This window comes from Cerasibacillus sp., from assembly GCF_036516575.1.
Classification (GTDB): domain Bacteria; phylum Bacillota; class Bacilli; order Bacillales; family Amphibacillaceae; genus Cerasibacillus.
Window position 1 is genome coordinate 13,101 of the sequence record NZ_DATBTY010000040.1, and the last position, 17,706, is coordinate 30,806.

The following is a 17,706-nucleotide window of genomic DNA, read 5'->3' on the forward strand; positions in this document are numbered from 1 at the left end:
ATAATAGTAATTAGTAATAAAACTAGTACAGTTGAAAGCTGGTGTGCAAATGACGAAACATGAACAAATTATACAACATATTATTTCTTTACCAGTTGGTGAAAAAATTTCTGTCCGATCGATTGCACGTACAATGGAAGTGAGTGAAGGGACAGCTTATCGTGCGATAAAAGAGGCAGAAAACCAAGGGCTCGTTAGCACGATTGAGCGTGTAGGAACGATTCGAATTGAGAAGAAACGTAAAGAATACTTTGAACAACTGACATTTGCCGAGGTCATTAATATTGTTGATGGACAGGTTCTTGGTGGTCGGGATGGTTTATATAAAAAATTGAATAAATTTGTGATTGGTGCGATGCAACTTGATGCGATGGCTCGCTATACAGAACCAGATTCATTATTAATTGTCGGTAATCGGGCAGATGCACAGGAGTTAGCGTTAAATGACGGGGCTGCCGTTTTAATTACAGGTGGTTTTGATACGACCGATAAAATTAAGAAGTTAGCGGACGATAAGGAACTTCCACTATTGTCGACAAGCTATGATACATTTACAGTAGCATCGATGATCAATCGGGCGATTTACGACCAACTTATTAAAAAAGAAATTGTATTCGTAGGAGATATATTAACGCCATTTGATGACACGCATTCTTTGCATGTCAAGAATCGTGTCAGTGACTGGTACGAATTAAATCGAGAGACGGAACATACCCGTTTTCCAGTCCTTGATACAAATAATCGGGTTGTAGGAATGGTCACATCACGTGATATCATCGGTAATGATGATGAACTTTCACTTGAACGTGTGATGACAAAGAATCCGCTTGTCGTTCAGGAAAAAACATCACTCGCCTATGTTGCTCATATGATGGTGTGGGAAGGGATTCAGCTGGTTCCTGTAGTAGACCAAACAAATAAAATGCTAGGAATTGTGTCACGTCAAGATGTGATCCAAGCTCTCCAACAAATCCAGCGCCAACCACAAATTGGTGAGACGATTGATGATATCATAACAAAGAACATCCAGGTAGGCGATGAGGAATCGACTTTTAAAATAAAAATCCTACCGCAAATGACGAATCAATTAGGAACATTATCAAACGGTGTCTTTACGTCACTTGTAACTGAAGGCGCAAGCCGATTATTACATGATTTACAGAAAGGCGATCTGGTCGTAGAGAATTTATCCGTGTTCTTCTTCAAGCCGGTTCCAATCGATAGTGAAATCATCATCAAACCACGTCTGTTAGATGCTGGAAGAATGTATGCGAAAGTTGATGTTGATGTCTTTTGTGATAAAAAGCTTGTAGGAAAAGCACTCGTCATGGCACAAATTATGGATAAGTGATATTTTTAGAAGGCATTCGCAATGTTTTGCGAATCCTTTTTTATAATCTATTTAGCAACGAGTGAAGATTTCTACTCAATGCAAATTCATGCAAAAAGCTAAATCGGCAACGGGTAAAGTACTCCACTCAACACGCTCTCGCGCAAAAGTGCAAAGTAGTGATGAGTAGAGTGTTCCACCCCACATGCTCTCACACAAAAGTGCAAGGTAGTGATGAGTAGAGCACTCCACCCCACATGAACTGATGCAAAACTCCAAACGATAACGAGTGGCTTCTTCCGATAGCTACAAAATTCAAAAGGTGCATAAAGCATCAAGGATTATCTCTTCACTCCACACTATAAACATAGAATAAATCAATTTATATCTCAGCTCGTTCTACTGACGATTACCTAAAGTTATAACCATAAGAAAAAGCGGGGAAATTCATTCCCTGCTTTTTCACAATTCGCTAATACACTATATTAATTTCTCATCAACCTTCTGGATTTAAGCGACGCCATTCATTTTTATAATGTTTAGCGACTTTAAAGCCATGAATCAATTGTGCGCCACCAATCAAAATAAAGACAATACCGACGATAAGTGATATTTTTGTTTGATAAGATAAGTATTGATTGATACCGAATGTCAGAATAAAAATACCAAGGCAAGAGTGGGCTCTGCCATTAAAATACTTTTGCGTGAGAATATCTTTTGATTTCAGTATAGCTACCTTATAATATATATATAATACAATTGATACGACGATTAGTATTGGAAAAATAACACCCATGTCATCGACTCCTATATTTTAGATTCTATCGTATATTGTATCGTGTTTTTCACTGCTTTTCCAGAAAGATAACAGAGAGGGAGAAAATAAATGCCAAAAACAACAATTGCTGAACTTATTCGTTCATATGAGACGATTATCATACATAGACATGTACGACCAGATCCAGATGCTTTAGGATCTCAAGGTGCTTTGAAACAGATTATTCAACATTCATTTCCAGAAAAGAATGTATATGCCGTTGGTCAAGATGATCCCGCTTACACATTTTTATCGGAAATGGATAAGATAGTAGATGATGCTTTTAAAGGAGCATTGATTATCATATGTGATACGGCTAACACAGGAAGAATCGACGATGAACGCTATAAACTTGGTGAAAAAATCGTTAAAATCGATCACCATCCAGATGTCGATTCATATGGGGATGTTGAGTGGGTTGATACAAATGCGAGTTCAACATCAGAGATGATTTATGAATGGTATGTAGAAGCGAAAGAGCAAGGTTTTCAGATGACAAAAGAAGCAGCACGTCTATTGTATGCTGGCATTGTCGGCGATACTGGAAGATTTCTATTCCCAAGTACGACGGAAAAAACATTTGCATATGTAAGCGAACTCGTCCGCTATAATTTTGATCGAGAGAGTCTATATGAGGAAATGTACCGCGTGAAAGAACATGTTGCTCGATTAAAAGGTCATATTTTACAAAGCTTCAGCTTAACTGATTCTGGTGCTAGTTTTGTGAAATTGACGGCAGCTGATTTGGACAAATTCGGTGTAACAGCCCTAGAGACGGGACAAATCGTTGGTACATTGGGTGAAATTGATGGTATTGTTGCATGGGCGATTTTTGTTGAAGAAGAGGATAATATCCGGGTTCGCCTCCGTTCTAAAGGCCCTGTAATTAACAAAATTGCCGCAAAATATAGTGGCGGTGGACATCCTTTAGCATCAGGGGCTTCCATTAAACATTGGGATGAGGCTGAATCTGTAAAGAAAGATATTGAGGATGCTTGTCGTAATTACTTAAAAAACAAGTGAGATTCGTTCGTCCATAGAATTATAAAAAATAACCAAACGTTCTAATAAACGACCTCTGCAAGAAAGTTTCCTAAAAAATGCAGTCTGTTCCTTTGAAGCAGACTGCACTTTTGCTTTTTTCTTAGAGGTTTACTGTAGGTATATTTCATCTGGAAAGACCTAAGCTTTGAGTATCCCGAGGCTGGAGTGCACTTTTTTATCTCATTTCATACTAAGTAGAGCACTGTACTCGGTACGTTCTCTCGAAATTGCTTCGCATCAAACTGAGTGGAATGGCCTATTTCACCAAAAACGCTTCAACTTCAACTTTAACTTCTTTAGATATAATCAATTTGACGACTTCGAAGCGATATTGTAAATCATTTAGTTTGAAACGCTTATTTTCAATTGTAGCAATTAATAAATCACCACTATCTGATAATTGCTGAATGGGTTTCCCAATTAGTGAATCAAGTTCTTCTTTGATTAAACCGACAAGTTGATGAACGAGGAGGGAATCGAGTTTTAATTCTTTTGGATTTGTAATGTCTATTTTAATCGTTTCGATGATTGCAGGTTTCTCTAAGTCTTCGTTGATTTCTAGTAATGCTTGGTTTTGCTTCTTGACATCTCTAAGTTCTGATTCAAGTGCGATATTTTTCTCTAGTAATTGTTCGTACATCTCGCCATACATATAAATAAAAACAAGATAAGCAATGACACCACCAACTATCATGCCGACAAAAACGTACTGCCATGCTTTCCGTTTAAAATAAGGAGGAATATGCATTAGCCGACATCCTCTTGAATAAACCAACTCATAATTAACATACCTGCCTTAACACCACCCATAGCAGATATAATTAATAGAATCTGTTTAAAAATATCTAATGATGAACCATCGAGCGCTTTTTCAAAATTACTAATCGCATCAAACGTGCCACCAATCGCTGCAACAATTGCCCAAATACGTAGTTTTTTCGCAATATGACTAATGGCATGAAAAGGAGGTTCTCCGGTTGCAAAGGCACCGACACTACCGATGATACTTCCACCAACAATGACCCCGAAAGCAATAAAGAAACATTGAATAAACGACGTAAAAAAACTTTCTTCCACTTGGCACACTCCTTTTCCACATGTCTTTAACATTATATGAGACGCTCGGACAAGTTATGTTTTTTTACTTTCGTGATATTCGCTATAATAGTAATAGAGATTAAAAAGGCGGGATGAATGATGTATACACATCTTCAAATAAGAAGTGGGTATAGTTTAATGAATAGTACGGTGTCCATCGAGGCGCTCGTAAAGCAAGCAAAGGCATTGAATATGCGTGCATTGGTATTAACAGATGAACATGTTTTATATGGGGCTATACCATTTTATAAAGCATGTCAGAATGCAGGTATTAAGCCGATACTCGGCATGATTATACATGTACAAAATAACGAACAAACTGAACCGTGTATTCTCTTAGCCAAAAACAAACACGGTTACAAACAACTTATTCAATTAAGCACTTATATTCAAATACAAGAGAGAAAGACTATTGATAAAGAGATGCTGAAGCAATATACAGCTGATTTAATCGGTATTTTACCAGCTATTCATAGTTCATTAAATGAACAGCTGCGTTTACCGACATGGGAACATGCCGTAGAAACAATTCAATCATGGGAAGTGCTTTTTGCTGATGGTGATTTTTATATTGGTGTACAAGATCATGGGTTACATGAAGAAAAATCATTAAATCTTATCCTAAAGCGTCTACAACAATCATCACACCATCAAATGGTAGCTATTCAAGATGTACGTTATATAAAAGCAGCTGATGCGCTCAGCTACAGTTGCTTTAAAGCGATGAAAAAAGGTGCGAAATGGCAACCGAATGATATGAAAAACGCGGAAAGAAATAAGCATTTACGTTCTGCACTAGAGATGGAGCAATTATTTTCAGATTGGCCACATGTATTAGACCAGACGAATGTAATTCAGGAAAAATGCGATGTTCATCTTGATTTTTCAGACCGGCATTTACCGTCGTATCCATTACCAGAAACAGTTGATGCAAAAACATTCTTGCGTGATTTATGTGAAAAACAATTACCATTAAAATACCGTTCAATCACAAATACAGTTCGTGAACGATTAGAGCGGGAATTATCAGTTATAAATTCAATGGGATTCAATGACTATTTCTTAATTGTTTGGGATTTTATTAAGTACGCAAAGGAAAACGGCATTACAGTAGGTCCAGGTCGTGGTTCTTCTGCTGGCTCACTCGTTGCCTATCTATTAGATATCACAGAAGTAGATCCACTAAAATATGATTTATTGTTCGAACGATTTTTAAATCCTGAGCGTGTTTCTCTACCAGATATTGATGTTGATTTTTCTGATCTTCGACGTGACGAGGTCATTGACTATGTCCGTAATAAGTACGGGGAAAAACATGTTGCACAAATTATTACATTCGGTACATTTGCTCCGCGTTCATTAATAAGGGAATTGGTTAAAACGTTAGGAATCGATCAACAAGATGCACGTTATATCTTACAACATATCACAAGTTCAGGAGGACAAACGATTACTGACATTGTACGACAAAATCGAGATTTAACAGCATATATTAAGCAGTCAGAACCATTAAAAGTCTTATTCAATATTGCAGTCAAATTAGAGGGACTACCTCGTCATATATCGACGCATGCTGCTGGGGTCGTCATTAGTGATGACGCTTTAACAGAACATGTTCCACTTACATTAGGCCCAAGCGCTACGTATTTAACACAATATCCAATGGATGAATTACAAGATATCGGGCTACTGAAGTTTGACTTTTTAGGCCTTCGGAATTTAAGTTTACTAGAACGAATCATAACGTCGATTAAGCAATTAACGAATCGATCAATCTCACTTAATCAGATTCCTTATGATGATGGGAAAACGTTTCAACTTTTACAAAAAGGATTGACGAGTGGCATCTTTCAACTTGAATCCCAAGGAATGAAACGTGTTTTAAGTGAATTAAAGCCAACTACTTTTCACGATATCGTAGCGGTTAATGCGCTATATCGTCCGGGACCGATGGACTTTATACCGACATATATCAAACGAAAGCACGGTCTTGAAAGAACGGCTTATCTTCATGAAGATTTAAAGCCGATCCTAGAGTCGACATATGGGGTATTAATTTATCAGGAGCAAATTATTCAAATAGCTCACAGAATTGCTGGATTCTCTTTAGGTGAAGCAGATTTATTGCGTCGAGCGGTCAGTAAGAAAGATATTACTATTATTGAAACAGAAAAAGCATCGTTTATAAATGGTTGTACGAAACAAGGGTACAGTTTAAAAATGGCTGAGGAATTATTTGCCTGGATTGTAAGATTTTCAAACTACGGCTTTCCGAAAAGTCATGCCGTCGCTTATAGTAAAATTTCCTATCAATTAGCATACTTAAAAGCACATTATTCGTCTGTCTTTTTTGCAGAAGTATTAAGCTCGGTAGGAAATCAGGAGAGTAAAGTTTTATCTTACGTAAAAGAAATGAAGCAATTCAATATCCCGATGTTAGCACCATCAATTAATCGAAGTTTTATAAGTTATACCGTTGAAAACGGGCAAATTCGCATGGGGTTAACCGCGATTAAAGGTGTTGGTGCTCAAACAGTCAAAGAAATAATTGCCGTGCGAAAAGGGAAACCATTTCAAGGATTGTACGATTTTTGTTTACGTATTCCGAATCATCTCTTGAAACGCTCTTTACTGGAAGTGTTAATCATGGCTGGGGCATTTGACGAATTACATGAAAATCGGGCAAGTCTGTTAGCGACACTCGATCAGGCGATGGAACAAGGCGAGCTATTTAAAGAGTTTGTTGATCAGCCGAATCTGTTTCCAGAACAATTAAAAACAGAGGAAAAGTATGTGGAAGTCAATGATTTTAGTCCTTTTAAGAAATTAGCTGATGAAAAGGAATTACTCGGTATATACGTATCTGAACATCCTTTTAAACGCTATCGGCACCAATTTTCCCAAGAAGGCTATATCGTTTTGCAACAGGCTTCTCAATACATGAATCAGCGTCATGTTAAAGGCATTGTTATTATTGAATCGATTAGGAAAATAAGAACGCGACGCGGAGACCCAATGGCTTTTATAACGATTTCCGATGAAACAGACGAAATGGAAGCAGTTGTCTTTCCGAATGTTTATCGCCAAATAAGTCGTTGGTTAAGGGAAGAAATCGTCATAGCCATCACTGGAAAAATTGATATGAGACATAATCAGTACCAATGGATTATTGATTCAGCCCAACCAGTCGATTTAGAAAACATCCGCTCATCGGCACGATTATTTATTAAATGGTCTAAAGGCATCGGAAATGAAGGTGCCCAAATGATTCGTGATATAGCAAAGAAGTACCCAGGTGATACAACAGTCATTATTTTCCATGAAGAAGAGGGAAAAACATATCAATTAAAACATGTCTCCCTCCATCCGACTGAATCATGTGTAAATGAGTTAAAGCTATTTTTTGGGTCTGAAGCAGTTGTTTTAACGTCCTAAGCGTATAAAAAGATGACGATTTGAACAGTATTAATGATTTGTCCGAAACACGGATTATGTTATGATTATCTTTACAGATATACTCCATCTGTTATAATTAGTTCATTAGGTAGGTGGTGGTCAGACCACCTATTTAATGGACACAGTCTCTAGGTTGACGATAAAGGAGCGATTATGAGTTGAGTTTAGAAAATGAAGCTTTACATATGCATAAAGTTCATCAAGGAAAATTGACGATTCAGTCCAAAGTTCCTGTTAGAAATGAAAGAGATTTAAGTTTAGCCTATTCACCAGGTGTCGCAGAACCGTGTAAAGTGATTCATGAGCAAACTGATAAGGTATATGATTATACAATGAAGGGCAATATGGTAGCAGTGGTAAGCGATGGTTCTGCGGTCCTAGGACTAGGTAATATAGGTCCGGAAGCAGCGCTCCCAGTTATGGAAGGGAAAGCCGTTTTATTTAAAAATTTCGCCGGTGTCGATTCCTTTCCGCTTTGTTTAAATACGAATGATGTTGATGAAATTGTTCAAACGGTAAAGCTATTAGAACCAACTTTTGGTGGTGTTAATTTAGAAGATATTGCAGCACCAAATTGTTTTGTTATCGAAGATCGCTTAAAAAAGGAAACGAATATTCCAATTTTCCATGATGATCAACATGGAACAGCGATTGTTACAGTAGCTGGTTTAATCAATGCGTTAAAAATTGTTAATAAATCATTTTCTGATATCAAAGTCGTTGCTAATGGTGCCGGAGCTGCAGGAATCGCAATAATTAAGCTGTTACATAGCTTCGGTGTACGCAATATCATTATGTGTGACTCAAATGGTGCGATTTATAAAGGGCGAAAAAAAGGAATGAATGTGATCAAAGACCGTATCGCCGAAATGACGAACTTAGATAAAAAGCAAGGTTACTTACAAGATGTGATTGTAGATGCCGATGTTTTCATAGGTGTATCTGTAGGTGGTGCCTTAACACCTGACATGATTCAAAGGATGAATCGTGATCCGATTATTTTTGCGATGGCTAATCCTGAACCAGAAATAATGCCAGAAGAAGCAAAAGCAGCAGGTGCAAAAGTCATCGGAACAGGGCGTTCAGATTTTCCGAATCAAGTTAATAATGTTCTCGCTTTTCCGGGTATTTTCCGCGGTGCATTGGATGTTCGTGCAACTCGAATTAATGAGAGAATGAAAGTAGCTGCTGCAGAAGCGATTGCCTCACTTATAACAGATGAAAAATTAAACCCTGATTATGTCATTCCTGGACCATTTGATGCACGCGTTGCTCCAACCGTTGCTTCAAGTGTAGCAAAAGCAGCCATGGAAACAGGTGTTGCTCGGGTGCATGTTGATCCTGAGCAAATAGCAGAAAAAACAAAACGCCTTACGATGCCTTTAAAGAAACAACAAGAAAATCTATCGAAGTAAGGAGAGTGCAAGGTCATTACTGGTCAAAAAGTATATCAAGAAGTACTTGAAGAAATACGTCATTATATTGAAAAACATCAACTGACATCAGGTGATAAACTTCCTTCTGAAAGGGAAATGGCAGAAAAATTGCAAGCCTCGCGCTCATCTGTAAGAGAAGCTTTCCGAGCGATGGAACTCCTCGGATTAATTGAAACAAGACGTGGGGAAGGGACTTTCTTAAGTACATATCGTTCATATCAATCTGTGGAATTATTAGCCTCATTTATTTTACGTGAAAGTGATAAGAAAAATGACTTGCTTTTTACAAAAACGATCTTGGAAAAAGAAATATCCAAACTCGCTTTCCACTTGATTACGAAGGAAGATATCAAGCATTTATCAATACTTGTAAAGACTTCATCTTATAGTAAGGAAGAGCGAGAAAATATATTTTTTCAGACATTATTTGATATCGTAGACAACACGCTCCTTATGAAAATTTGGCGGCTATTACAAGCCTATACTCGAACATTAGAAACCATTTATTATGACGTCACATTTTATGAAAAATTATTACAACTATATCTAAAAAAAGAGTATGAGGCCATTGAAAAAACGTTCGATAAATGGTTAAACTTAACATATAAGAAAGATTCAATCCATATACATGAATCATCTCACGTGATTCATCACCCACAATCGGTTTAGGAAAGAAAAAAAGGGGGAATTACCTTGCTTAAAGACTTTTTTGGCAAGAAAAAAAAGTACGCTACAATCCCTAGTGAACAGGCGAAACAAGATGTTCCAGAAGGGTTAATGAAAAAATGTCAATCCTGTAATAAAATCTATTATAGAAAAGAATTGAATAAGAATCTTGGAGTCTGTCCGAACTGTGATTTTCACCACCAATTAAATGCTTGGGAACGGATAGATAGTCTATTCGATGAAGATTCATTTGTTGAATGGGACAAGAATCTGATGTCAAATAATCCATTAGGTTTTCCAGGTTATGAAGAAAAACTCGAAAAAGACCGTAAAAAAACAGGATTAAACGAAGGGGTTGTAACGGGATCTGGATTAATTGAAGGTGAACGTGTGGCATTTAGTGTGATGGATGCTGGCTTTCGTATGGGAAGCATGGGTTCTGTTGTTGGAGAAAAAATTGCCCGTGCGATTGAAAGAGCGAGAAAGGAATCAATACCATATATAATTTTTACCGCATCAGGAGGGGCACGTATGCAAGAAGGGGTCCTTAGTTTAATGCAAATGTCTAAAACATCGATTGCATTAAAAAGACATTCTGAAGCGGGAAATCTCATTATCTCTGTCATGACCCATCCAACAACAGGTGGTGTAACGGCGAGCTTTGCATCTTTAGGTGATTATAACTTTGCAGAGCCTCGTGCTTTGATCGGCTTTGCTGGACGAAGAATTATTGAACAAACAACACGAGAAAAACTTCCAGATGACTTCCAAACGGCTGAGTTTTTATTGAAACATGGGCAACTTGATCAAGTAATCCATCGTCATGATATGAAGAAGAGACTCGGAACGTTATTGAAACTTCATCGGAAGGAGGCTAAGAAGTCATGAAACATGTCCTAGAATTTGAACGACCAATTGTTCACTTGAAAGATAAAATCGCAGAATTAAAAGAGATCACAAAAGACAGTGAGATTGATCTGCATGATGAAATTAAGACATTAGAGAGAAAACTTGCTAGTTTAGAAGATGACGTTTATGGTAACTTAAAACCGTGGGAACGCGTGCAAATGGCTAGACATCCCGAACGTCCGACGACATTAGATTATATTGATCACTTATTTACCGATTTTATGGAGTTTCATGGAGACCGTCGTTTCGGTGATGACGCAGCCATCGTAGCGGGGATTGCGTTTTATAAAGACGAGCCTGTTACAGTCATCGGTCATCAACGTGGTAAAAACACGAAAGAAAATATTCGTCGTAACTTCGGCATGCCTCATCCGGAAGGTTATCGTAAAGCACTTCGCCATATGAAACAAGCAGAAAAGTTTAACCGTCCAATTATTTGCTTTATTGATACAAAAGGTGCTGATCCAGGTAAAGAATCAGAAGAAAGAGGGCAAAGTGAAGCCATTGCTCGAAATTTAATGGAAATGGGCGGCTTAAAAGTACCGATACTTTGTATTGTGATTGGAGAAGGTGGGAGTGGAGGTGCTCTGGCATTAGGAGTTGGTGATAAGATCCATATGCTTGAGAACTCGACATATTCCGTTATTTCACCAGAAGGGGCTGCTGCATTATTATGGAAAGATGCCGCTTTAGCTCAACGCGCTGCTGAAACGATGAAAATAACGGCCTATGATTTAAAAGAACTACAAGTGATTGATAATATCATTCCCGAGCCTAAAGGTGGCGCACATCGTCATGTGGAAGAACAGGCAAAGGCAATGGATCAAGTCATTGAATCATCCTTAAAGAGCCTAAAACAATTATCTGTTGATGAATTACTAGAAAAACGTTGGGAAAAATATAAATCAATTGGCGATTATAATATAAAGGAAGATTAATGATAAAATGGTTGGCGATATCGCCAACCATTTTATATGTTATGCTAATATATTTTAACCAATTAATATGGCATGCTATTCGACGTGATTATAATAAGTAGTAAAACACATTTCTTCATTCAAACGAACATTCAATAAATTCTTTATGTATTCATTGCTATTTCGTGATTGAGGTATTATCTTTAAATAGGAGACAACTTTATCTAGGTAAATTTTTTTCATTGAGGTGGCAAATATGAAGAAGATAGCAGTGTTAACGAGTGGTGGAGATTCACCAGGTATGAACGCAGCGATTCGTGCTGTTGTAAGAAAATGCATTTATCATAATGTTGATGTTTATGGTGTTATATATGGTTATCAGGGCTTAATTGAAGGTCATATTGAAAAACTAGAAATAGGCTCTGTTGGTGATATTATCCATAGAGGTGGAACGAAATTACATTCAGCACGCTGTGAAGAATTTAAGACAGAAGAGGGCCAACAAAAGGGGATTAACGAGTTAAGGAAGCGTGGGATTGAGGGTTTAATTGTTATCGGTGGTGATGGTAGTTTTCGAGGAGCAGAGAAACTATCGGAAAAAGGCTTTCCATGTATTAGTGTGCCAGCGACAATTGATAATGATATTGCTGGAACAGATTATACGATTGGGTTCGATACGGCACTTAATACAATCATTGACGCGGTGGACAAAATTCGTGATACCGCAACATCCCACGAACGTACATATGTGATTGAAGTAATGGGCAGAGATGCTGGTGACTTAGCTCTATGGGCAGGACTTGCTGCGGGAGCTGAAAGTATTCTCATTCCTGAGAAGAAAGATGATTTTAAAGATGTTATTAGTCGTTTACATCGCGGTCGTGAACGGGGCAAAAAGCATAGTATCATAATACTCGCTGAAGGTGTAGCAAGTGGAATCGAATATGGTAAACGAATTGAAGAAGCAACGAATTTAGAAGTACGTGTTACCGTACTAGGCCATATCCAACGTGGTGGTTCACCGACAGCCTTTGACCGTGTATTAGCGAGTCGTCTAGGAGCAGAAGCGGTCGACTTATTATTAGCTGGAAAAACGGGTAAAATGGTAGGAATGAAAGAAAATCGCATCATCAATGATGATATAGCAAATGTTTTATCAAGAGAACATGATATTGATGAAAAAATGTTCGATTTATCGAAGGAACTTTCCATTTAATTAAAGGGAGAAACAAATATATAACAGGAGGTTCATTATGAGGAAAACAAAAATAGTATGTACGATTGGTCCAGCATCAGAGTCACCAGAAGTTTTAAGGCAGTTAATTGAAGCTGGAATGAATGTCGCTCGGTTGAATTTTTCCCATGGGAATTATGATGAACATACAGAGCGTATTAAAACCATTCGACAAGTAGCGAAAGAAACAGGTAAAACGGTGGCTATTCTTTTAGATACAAAGGGACCAGAGATTCGTACAGGAACGTTTAAAAATGGTCAAGCTCATATCAATCAAAATGATGTCGTCGCCATTACAATGGAAGATGTTGTTGGAACGAATGACCGTTTTTCTGTATCGTATAAAGGGCTAATTAATGATGTGGAAATAGGCGCGAAAATACTACTTGATGATGGCCTAATTGAGTTAGAAGTTATTGACATTGACTATAAGCAGAAAAGCATTCAAACAAAAGCACTTAATTCTGGTATCGTTAAAGACCATAAAGGAGTCAATATACCAAATATATCTGTCAATCTTCCTGGTATTACAGAAAAAGATGCCAATGATATTCGTTTTGGTATTGAACATGATATTGATTTTATAGCGGCATCATTTGTCCGTCGCCCATCAGACATATTAGAGATTCGTGAACTATTAGAGAAACATGATGCCAGCCATATCCAACTCATACCGAAGATCGAAAACCAAGAAGGTGTTGATCGGATTGAGAGTATTTTAGAAATCAGTGATGGTTTAATGGTTGCACGAGGGGATCTTGGTGTAGAAATTCCGGCAGAAGATGTTCCGCTAGTTCAAAAGCAACTTATTCAAAAATGTAATTTAAGTGGAAAACCAGTCATTATTGCGACACAAATGCTTGACTCGATGGAAAGAAACCCACGACCAACCCGTGCGGAAGCGTCTGATGTTGCGAATGCCATTTTTGATGGGACAGATGCGATTATGCTTTCAGGAGAAACAGCGGCAGGGAAATATCCTGTTGAAGCAGTACAAACAATGGCAAATATCGCATTAAAAGCAGAAACTGCTCTTAACTATCAACGTATTTTGAAGTCTCGCTCAGAATCGATTGATATGACCATTACTGAAGCGATAAGCCAGTCTGTTACACATACAGCTATGAATTTAGACGTCGGCGCGATCATCACACCAACAGAGAGTGGTTTTACAGCGCGCACGATTTCGAAATATCGCCCGAAGGCACCGATTATTGCTGTGACACCGTCAGAACGTGTTAACCGCCAATTATCACTTGTGTGGGGTGTCCATTCTATCGTTGGCCCGAATGCTACAACAACAGATGATATGTTAGAATTAGCCGTTGAATCAGCTTTAAGTACAAATTTATGTAAACCAGGTAGTCGTGTCATTATTACAGCTGGTGTTCCTGTAGGAGAAAGCGGTACGACGAATTTATTAAAAGTCCATATTATTGGTGACGTTATTGCAAAAGGTCAAGGGATTGGCAAACATAGTGCCTATGGATCGGCTACTGTTGTAAAAACGGCAGAAGAGGCCATTGAAAAAGTTCAGTCGGGAGATATATTAATCACGTATGGCACTGATAAAGAAATGATGCCAGCTATTCGTAGAGCAGCAGGTATAATAACTGAAACGGGTGGACTAACATCACATGCTGCCATTGTCGGTTTAGAAATGGGTGTTCCTGTCGTTGTCGGTGTTTCCAATGCGTGCCAGTTAATTAAAGATGGACAGGAAATAACGATTGATGGAACGAAAGGCGATATTTATTTAGGTCATGCAAGTGTATTATAAACACTTCAAGAACGAGGTGATAACGGATGCGATTCATTTGGCTTGTGCTTCTCATTATTTCAGCACTTGAGATCGGTATATTTATATGGGTAGGTGGTATGATTGGCCCGTGGTGGGTCGTCCTACTTATTATATTAACTGGGATTCTTGGCATTACAATGGCAAAAAAACAAGGGATTGATACGTTGAGGCGTGCTCAAGCATCAATCCATTACGGTCAAATGCCAAGTGAAGAAATCTTTGATGGTATCTGCATTATTATTGGTGCCGCGTTTCTTGTCACACCTGGTTTTGTTACGGATATTTCCGGATTCATTCTCGTCTTACCAGTGACACGTAATCTGTTTAAAAAACAATTAAAGAAAATTTTAAAGAAAATGATTGACAATAACACCATTTTTTTTCGCCGTTCGTAATTAGGCACCTTTAATAAAGCGCCAAATGATGAGAAATAGCCCACTTTCTTTACAAACGACAAAAATGATGAGAATAAGTGGTGTTAACAGCAAACCGTTCGCCCCCCAAAGCTGAAACATAAAAAACAATAAAAACAATGTAAACAAAGGATGGACACCGATTTTATCAGACATGATTTTAGGCTCTAATAATTGGCGTGATATGACTGTAATGGCGTAGATTATGGCAATCCCAATTGTTAAAGGAAAGTTTCCAATAAAAAACAAATAGAGTATCCACGGAATGAAAATAATCCCAGTTCCAACTAATGGGAGTAAGTCCGTCAAAACAGCCAAAAGTGTGATCGTTAATGCATGGTCTACCTGTAACAATATTAAACCGACTAAAATAATACTTGTAGATATGCTGAGAAGGAGTATTTGCGCTTTCACATATCCTAATAATACATCTTTAAAATGCTTCATAAATAATAAACGGAAATTGTTTAAACGGACTGGTACAAGTCGTGCCAGTCTGGTTTTTAATCGTTCCCAGTCCTTTATCATAAAGAAAGAGGATAATAAAATAAATATAAAAACGATTAATGATGTTGGAAAAAAAACTAATATTCTTGGGACTTTTCTTAAAAAGGCTTGAATAAATGTAGCGCCTGATTCAGCGGTATATTGGGCAATTTGTTGTATCTGTTCTTCTAACACGATCTGTGTCTGAGGTGGCATTGTTTGTAGTAAAAGAAATATTTTATGATAAAAGGGGATAAGATAATCCTGAAATAATTGTTCTGTTGTTAAAATGAATTGTCGAAAATAATGGGGGGCGATGTCGGCTAGGTAAATAAACCCACGCATTAATTCTGATAAAAATAGAAATCCCCCAGCAATAAACACCATGCCACTTGTTAGAAGAAAGATAAGTGTAGCTAATAAGCGCGACATATGCAAACGCCGCTCAAAGAATGTTAAAAAAGGCTGAGCAAAGGCCGAAATTAATAAAGCAATAAGGAATGGATACGTATAATAAAAGATCCATTTAATCATTATAAAACATAAAACAAACAAACTTATTACAATTACCCCGCGAATGAGTTGGAATAATAATTGCCTATTCATTTAATGACCCCATTTATATGGAAGAAGTATTTATTAACAAACTATGAATGTTAGAAATCAATTAGACTAGCTATCCAATTTTTTAGTCATTTCTAAAAAAAGGACATAAAATAAACGCTTTCAATTCACTTTGTCATCAATTTGTCCTATAATGTTAAATGGGGGCGACGATATCATTATATTGTCGAAAAATATACGTGGGTAATCGTAGTTTGTTTTTCAATAATTACGAGTAAACCATAAAAAGGAGAGGGATAGTATTATGACAGCAACAAAAGGTCTAGAAGGGGTTGTAGCAGCCCAGTCATCAATCAGTTCGATTATTGATGATCAACTCACATACGTTGGCTATACCATTGATGATTTGGCCGAAAATGCGAGCTTTGAAGAAGTTATTTATCTTTTATGGAATAAACAACTTCCAACAGAAGCTCAATTAGATGCCTTGAAGAAAGAACTAGATGAAAACATGGTACTTCCAGAGGGTGTTATTGAACACTTACGTTCATATGATCTATCATCTGTTCATCCAATGGCAGCATTAAGAAGTGCTGTATCAGTTCTTGGTCTTTACGATGCAGAAGCAGACGTTATGGATGATGAAGCAAATAAACGTAAAGCAGTACGAATCCAGGCAAGGATTGCTTCTGTAGTTGCAGCATTCGCTCGTATTCGTAAAGGACAAGACCCGGTACAACCGAAAAAAGGTTTAAGCTTTGCGGCAAACTTTTTATACATGTTGAATGGCAAAGACCCGGAACCTATTGAGGAAGAGGCGTTCAACAAAGCACTTGTATTACATGCAGATCATGAATTAAATGCATCCACTTTTACAGCAAGAGTATGTGTAGCAACATTATCTGATATGTACTCTGGCATAACTGCAGCAATCTCTGCGTTAAAAGGCCCACTTCACGGGGGAGCTAACGAACAAGTGATGAAAATGTTAACTGAGATTGGCGAAGAAGAAAACGCTATCCCATACGTGAAGAAAGCGCTTGATAATAAAGAAAAGATTATGGGAATGGGGCATCGTGTTTACAAAACAGGTGACCCACGTGCGAAACATCTCCAAAAAATGTCTAAACAATTAACAGACTTAATTGGTGAACCAAAGTGGTACAATATGTCTGTTAAAATTGAAGAATATATTAAAAAGGAAAAAGGGTTACCTGCAAACGTGGACTTTTATTCAGCGTCTGTCTATCATTCTTTAGGCATCGATCACGACATATTCACACCAATCTTTGCCGTAAGTCGTGTGTCAGGTTGGATTGCCCATATTCTTGAGCAATACGAAAATAACCGACTCATCCGTCCACGTGCGGAATATGTTGGCCCACAAAAACAGACATACGTTCCAATTGAAAAGCGTGGCTAAGTAACTTGAATAGCCGGAAGTTCCGGCTATTCGTTACAGATACACAAAAATCGTTTGCACAAGCATGAAGAATGATAATATGCTAGAATATATATTGGTAAAATATGACTAG

The 17,706-nt window shown here is 37.6% G+C and carries 15 protein-coding genes; 11 read left to right on the top strand and 4 right to left on the bottom strand.

Annotated elements, in window-relative coordinates; translation table 11 throughout:
* Nucleotides 1–49: 49 nt before the first annotated feature.
* A complete protein-coding gene (locus tag VIG73_RS07380; RefSeq protein WP_331640511.1) occupies nucleotides 50–1,351 on the top strand; it encodes a DRTGG domain-containing protein in 1,302 nt (433 codons plus the stop codon).
* A gap of 475 nt (nucleotides 1,352–1,826) precedes the next feature.
* Here the strand turns inward: VIG73_RS07380 and VIG73_RS07385 are convergent, their stop codons facing one another.
* A complete protein-coding gene (locus VIG73_RS07385) occupies nucleotides 1,827–2,126 on the bottom strand; it encodes a YtpI family protein (protein ID WP_331640512.1) in 300 nt (99 codons plus the stop codon).
* A 90-nt stretch (nucleotides 2,127–2,216) separates the two neighbouring features.
* Here VIG73_RS07385 and VIG73_RS07390 point away from each other — a divergent pair, with 90 nt between their 5' ends.
* Nucleotides 2,217–3,170 (top strand): bifunctional oligoribonuclease/PAP phosphatase NrnA, encoded by a 954-nt coding sequence (locus VIG73_RS07390; protein ID WP_331640514.1) that lies wholly within the window; start codon nucleotides 2,217–2,219, stop codon nucleotides 3,168–3,170.
* Nucleotides 3,171–3,447: 277 nt separating this feature from the next.
* Here the strand turns inward: VIG73_RS07390 and ytrI are convergent, their stop codons facing one another.
* Both ytrI and VIG73_RS07400 read right to left on the bottom strand, forming a co-directional pair.
* Nucleotides 3,448–3,939 (bottom strand): sporulation membrane protein YtrI, encoded by a 492-nt coding sequence (gene ytrI, locus VIG73_RS07395; RefSeq protein WP_331640516.1) that lies wholly within the window; start codon nucleotides 3,937–3,939, stop codon nucleotides 3,448–3,450.
* Nucleotides 3,939–4,268, bottom strand: coding sequence for a YtrH family sporulation protein (locus VIG73_RS07400; protein ID WP_331640518.1), 330 nt, complete (start codon nucleotides 4,266–4,268; stop codon nucleotides 3,939–3,941). Before VIG73_RS07400 ends, ytrI begins: the two co-directional genes overlap by 1 nt.
* Before the next feature lie 120 nt (nucleotides 4,269–4,388).
* Here VIG73_RS07400 and dnaE point away from each other — a divergent pair, with 120 nt between their 5' ends.
* The 8 genes from dnaE to VIG73_RS07440 all read left to right on the top strand — a co-directional run bounded on the left by dnaE (nucleotide 4,389) and on the right by VIG73_RS07440 (nucleotide 15,103).
* Nucleotides 4,389–7,724, top strand: coding sequence for a DNA polymerase III subunit alpha (gene dnaE, locus VIG73_RS07405; RefSeq protein ID WP_331640521.1), 3,336 nt, complete (start codon nucleotides 4,389–4,391; stop codon nucleotides 7,722–7,724).
* Nucleotides 7,725–7,903: 179 nt separating this feature from the next.
* Nucleotides 7,904–9,160, top strand: a complete 1,257-nt coding sequence (locus tag VIG73_RS07410; RefSeq protein ID WP_331640523.1) for an NAD(P)-dependent malic enzyme — start codon at nucleotides 7,904–7,906, stop codon at nucleotides 9,158–9,160.
* Between the two features lie 15 nt (nucleotides 9,161–9,175).
* Nucleotides 9,176–9,850: a FadR/GntR family transcriptional regulator gene (locus tag VIG73_RS07415; protein ID WP_331640938.1), complete on the top strand. Its 675-nt coding sequence runs from the start codon at nucleotides 9,176–9,178 to the stop codon at nucleotides 9,848–9,850.
* A 24-nt stretch (nucleotides 9,851–9,874) separates the two neighbouring features.
* Nucleotides 9,875–10,735 carry an acetyl-CoA carboxylase, carboxyltransferase subunit beta gene (accD, locus tag VIG73_RS07420; RefSeq protein WP_331640526.1) on the top strand — a complete coding sequence of 287 codons (861 nt, stop codon included), beginning with the start codon at nucleotides 9,875–9,877 and terminating at the stop codon, nucleotides 10,733–10,735.
* The gene (gene accA / locus VIG73_RS07425; RefSeq protein ID WP_331640528.1) at nucleotides 10,732–11,694 is read left to right on the top strand and encodes an acetyl-CoA carboxylase carboxyl transferase subunit alpha; all 963 of its coding nucleotides are present in this window, start codon (nucleotides 10,732–10,734) and stop codon (nucleotides 11,692–11,694) included. Before accD ends, accA begins: the two co-directional genes overlap by 4 nt.
* A 235-nt stretch (nucleotides 11,695–11,929) precedes the next feature.
* Complete coding sequence (gene pfkA, locus VIG73_RS07430) at nucleotides 11,930–12,889, top strand: 6-phosphofructokinase (protein WP_331640530.1); 960 nt, start codon at nucleotides 11,930–11,932, stop codon at nucleotides 12,887–12,889.
* Between the two features lie 37 nt (nucleotides 12,890–12,926).
* Nucleotides 12,927–14,687, top strand: coding sequence for a pyruvate kinase (pyk, locus tag VIG73_RS07435; protein ID WP_331640532.1), 1,761 nt, complete (start codon nucleotides 12,927–12,929; stop codon nucleotides 14,685–14,687).
* A 26-nt stretch (nucleotides 14,688–14,713) separates the two neighbouring features.
* Nucleotides 14,714–15,103: an FxsA family protein gene (locus VIG73_RS07440; protein WP_331640534.1), complete on the top strand. Its 390-nt coding sequence runs from the start codon at nucleotides 14,714–14,716 to the stop codon at nucleotides 15,101–15,103.
* Here the strand turns inward: VIG73_RS07440 and ytvI are convergent, their stop codons facing one another.
* Nucleotides 15,104–16,213 (bottom strand): sporulation integral membrane protein YtvI, encoded by a 1,110-nt coding sequence (gene ytvI, locus VIG73_RS07445; protein ID WP_331640536.1) that lies wholly within the window; start codon nucleotides 16,211–16,213, stop codon nucleotides 15,104–15,106.
* A 262-nt stretch (nucleotides 16,214–16,475) separates the two neighbouring features.
* Between ytvI and citZ the strand changes: the two genes are divergently transcribed.
* Nucleotides 16,476–17,594: a citrate synthase gene (citZ, locus tag VIG73_RS07450; protein WP_331640538.1), complete on the top strand. Its 1,119-nt coding sequence runs from the start codon at nucleotides 16,476–16,478 to the stop codon at nucleotides 17,592–17,594.
* The last annotated feature ends 112 nt before the right edge of the window (nucleotides 17,595–17,706 follow it).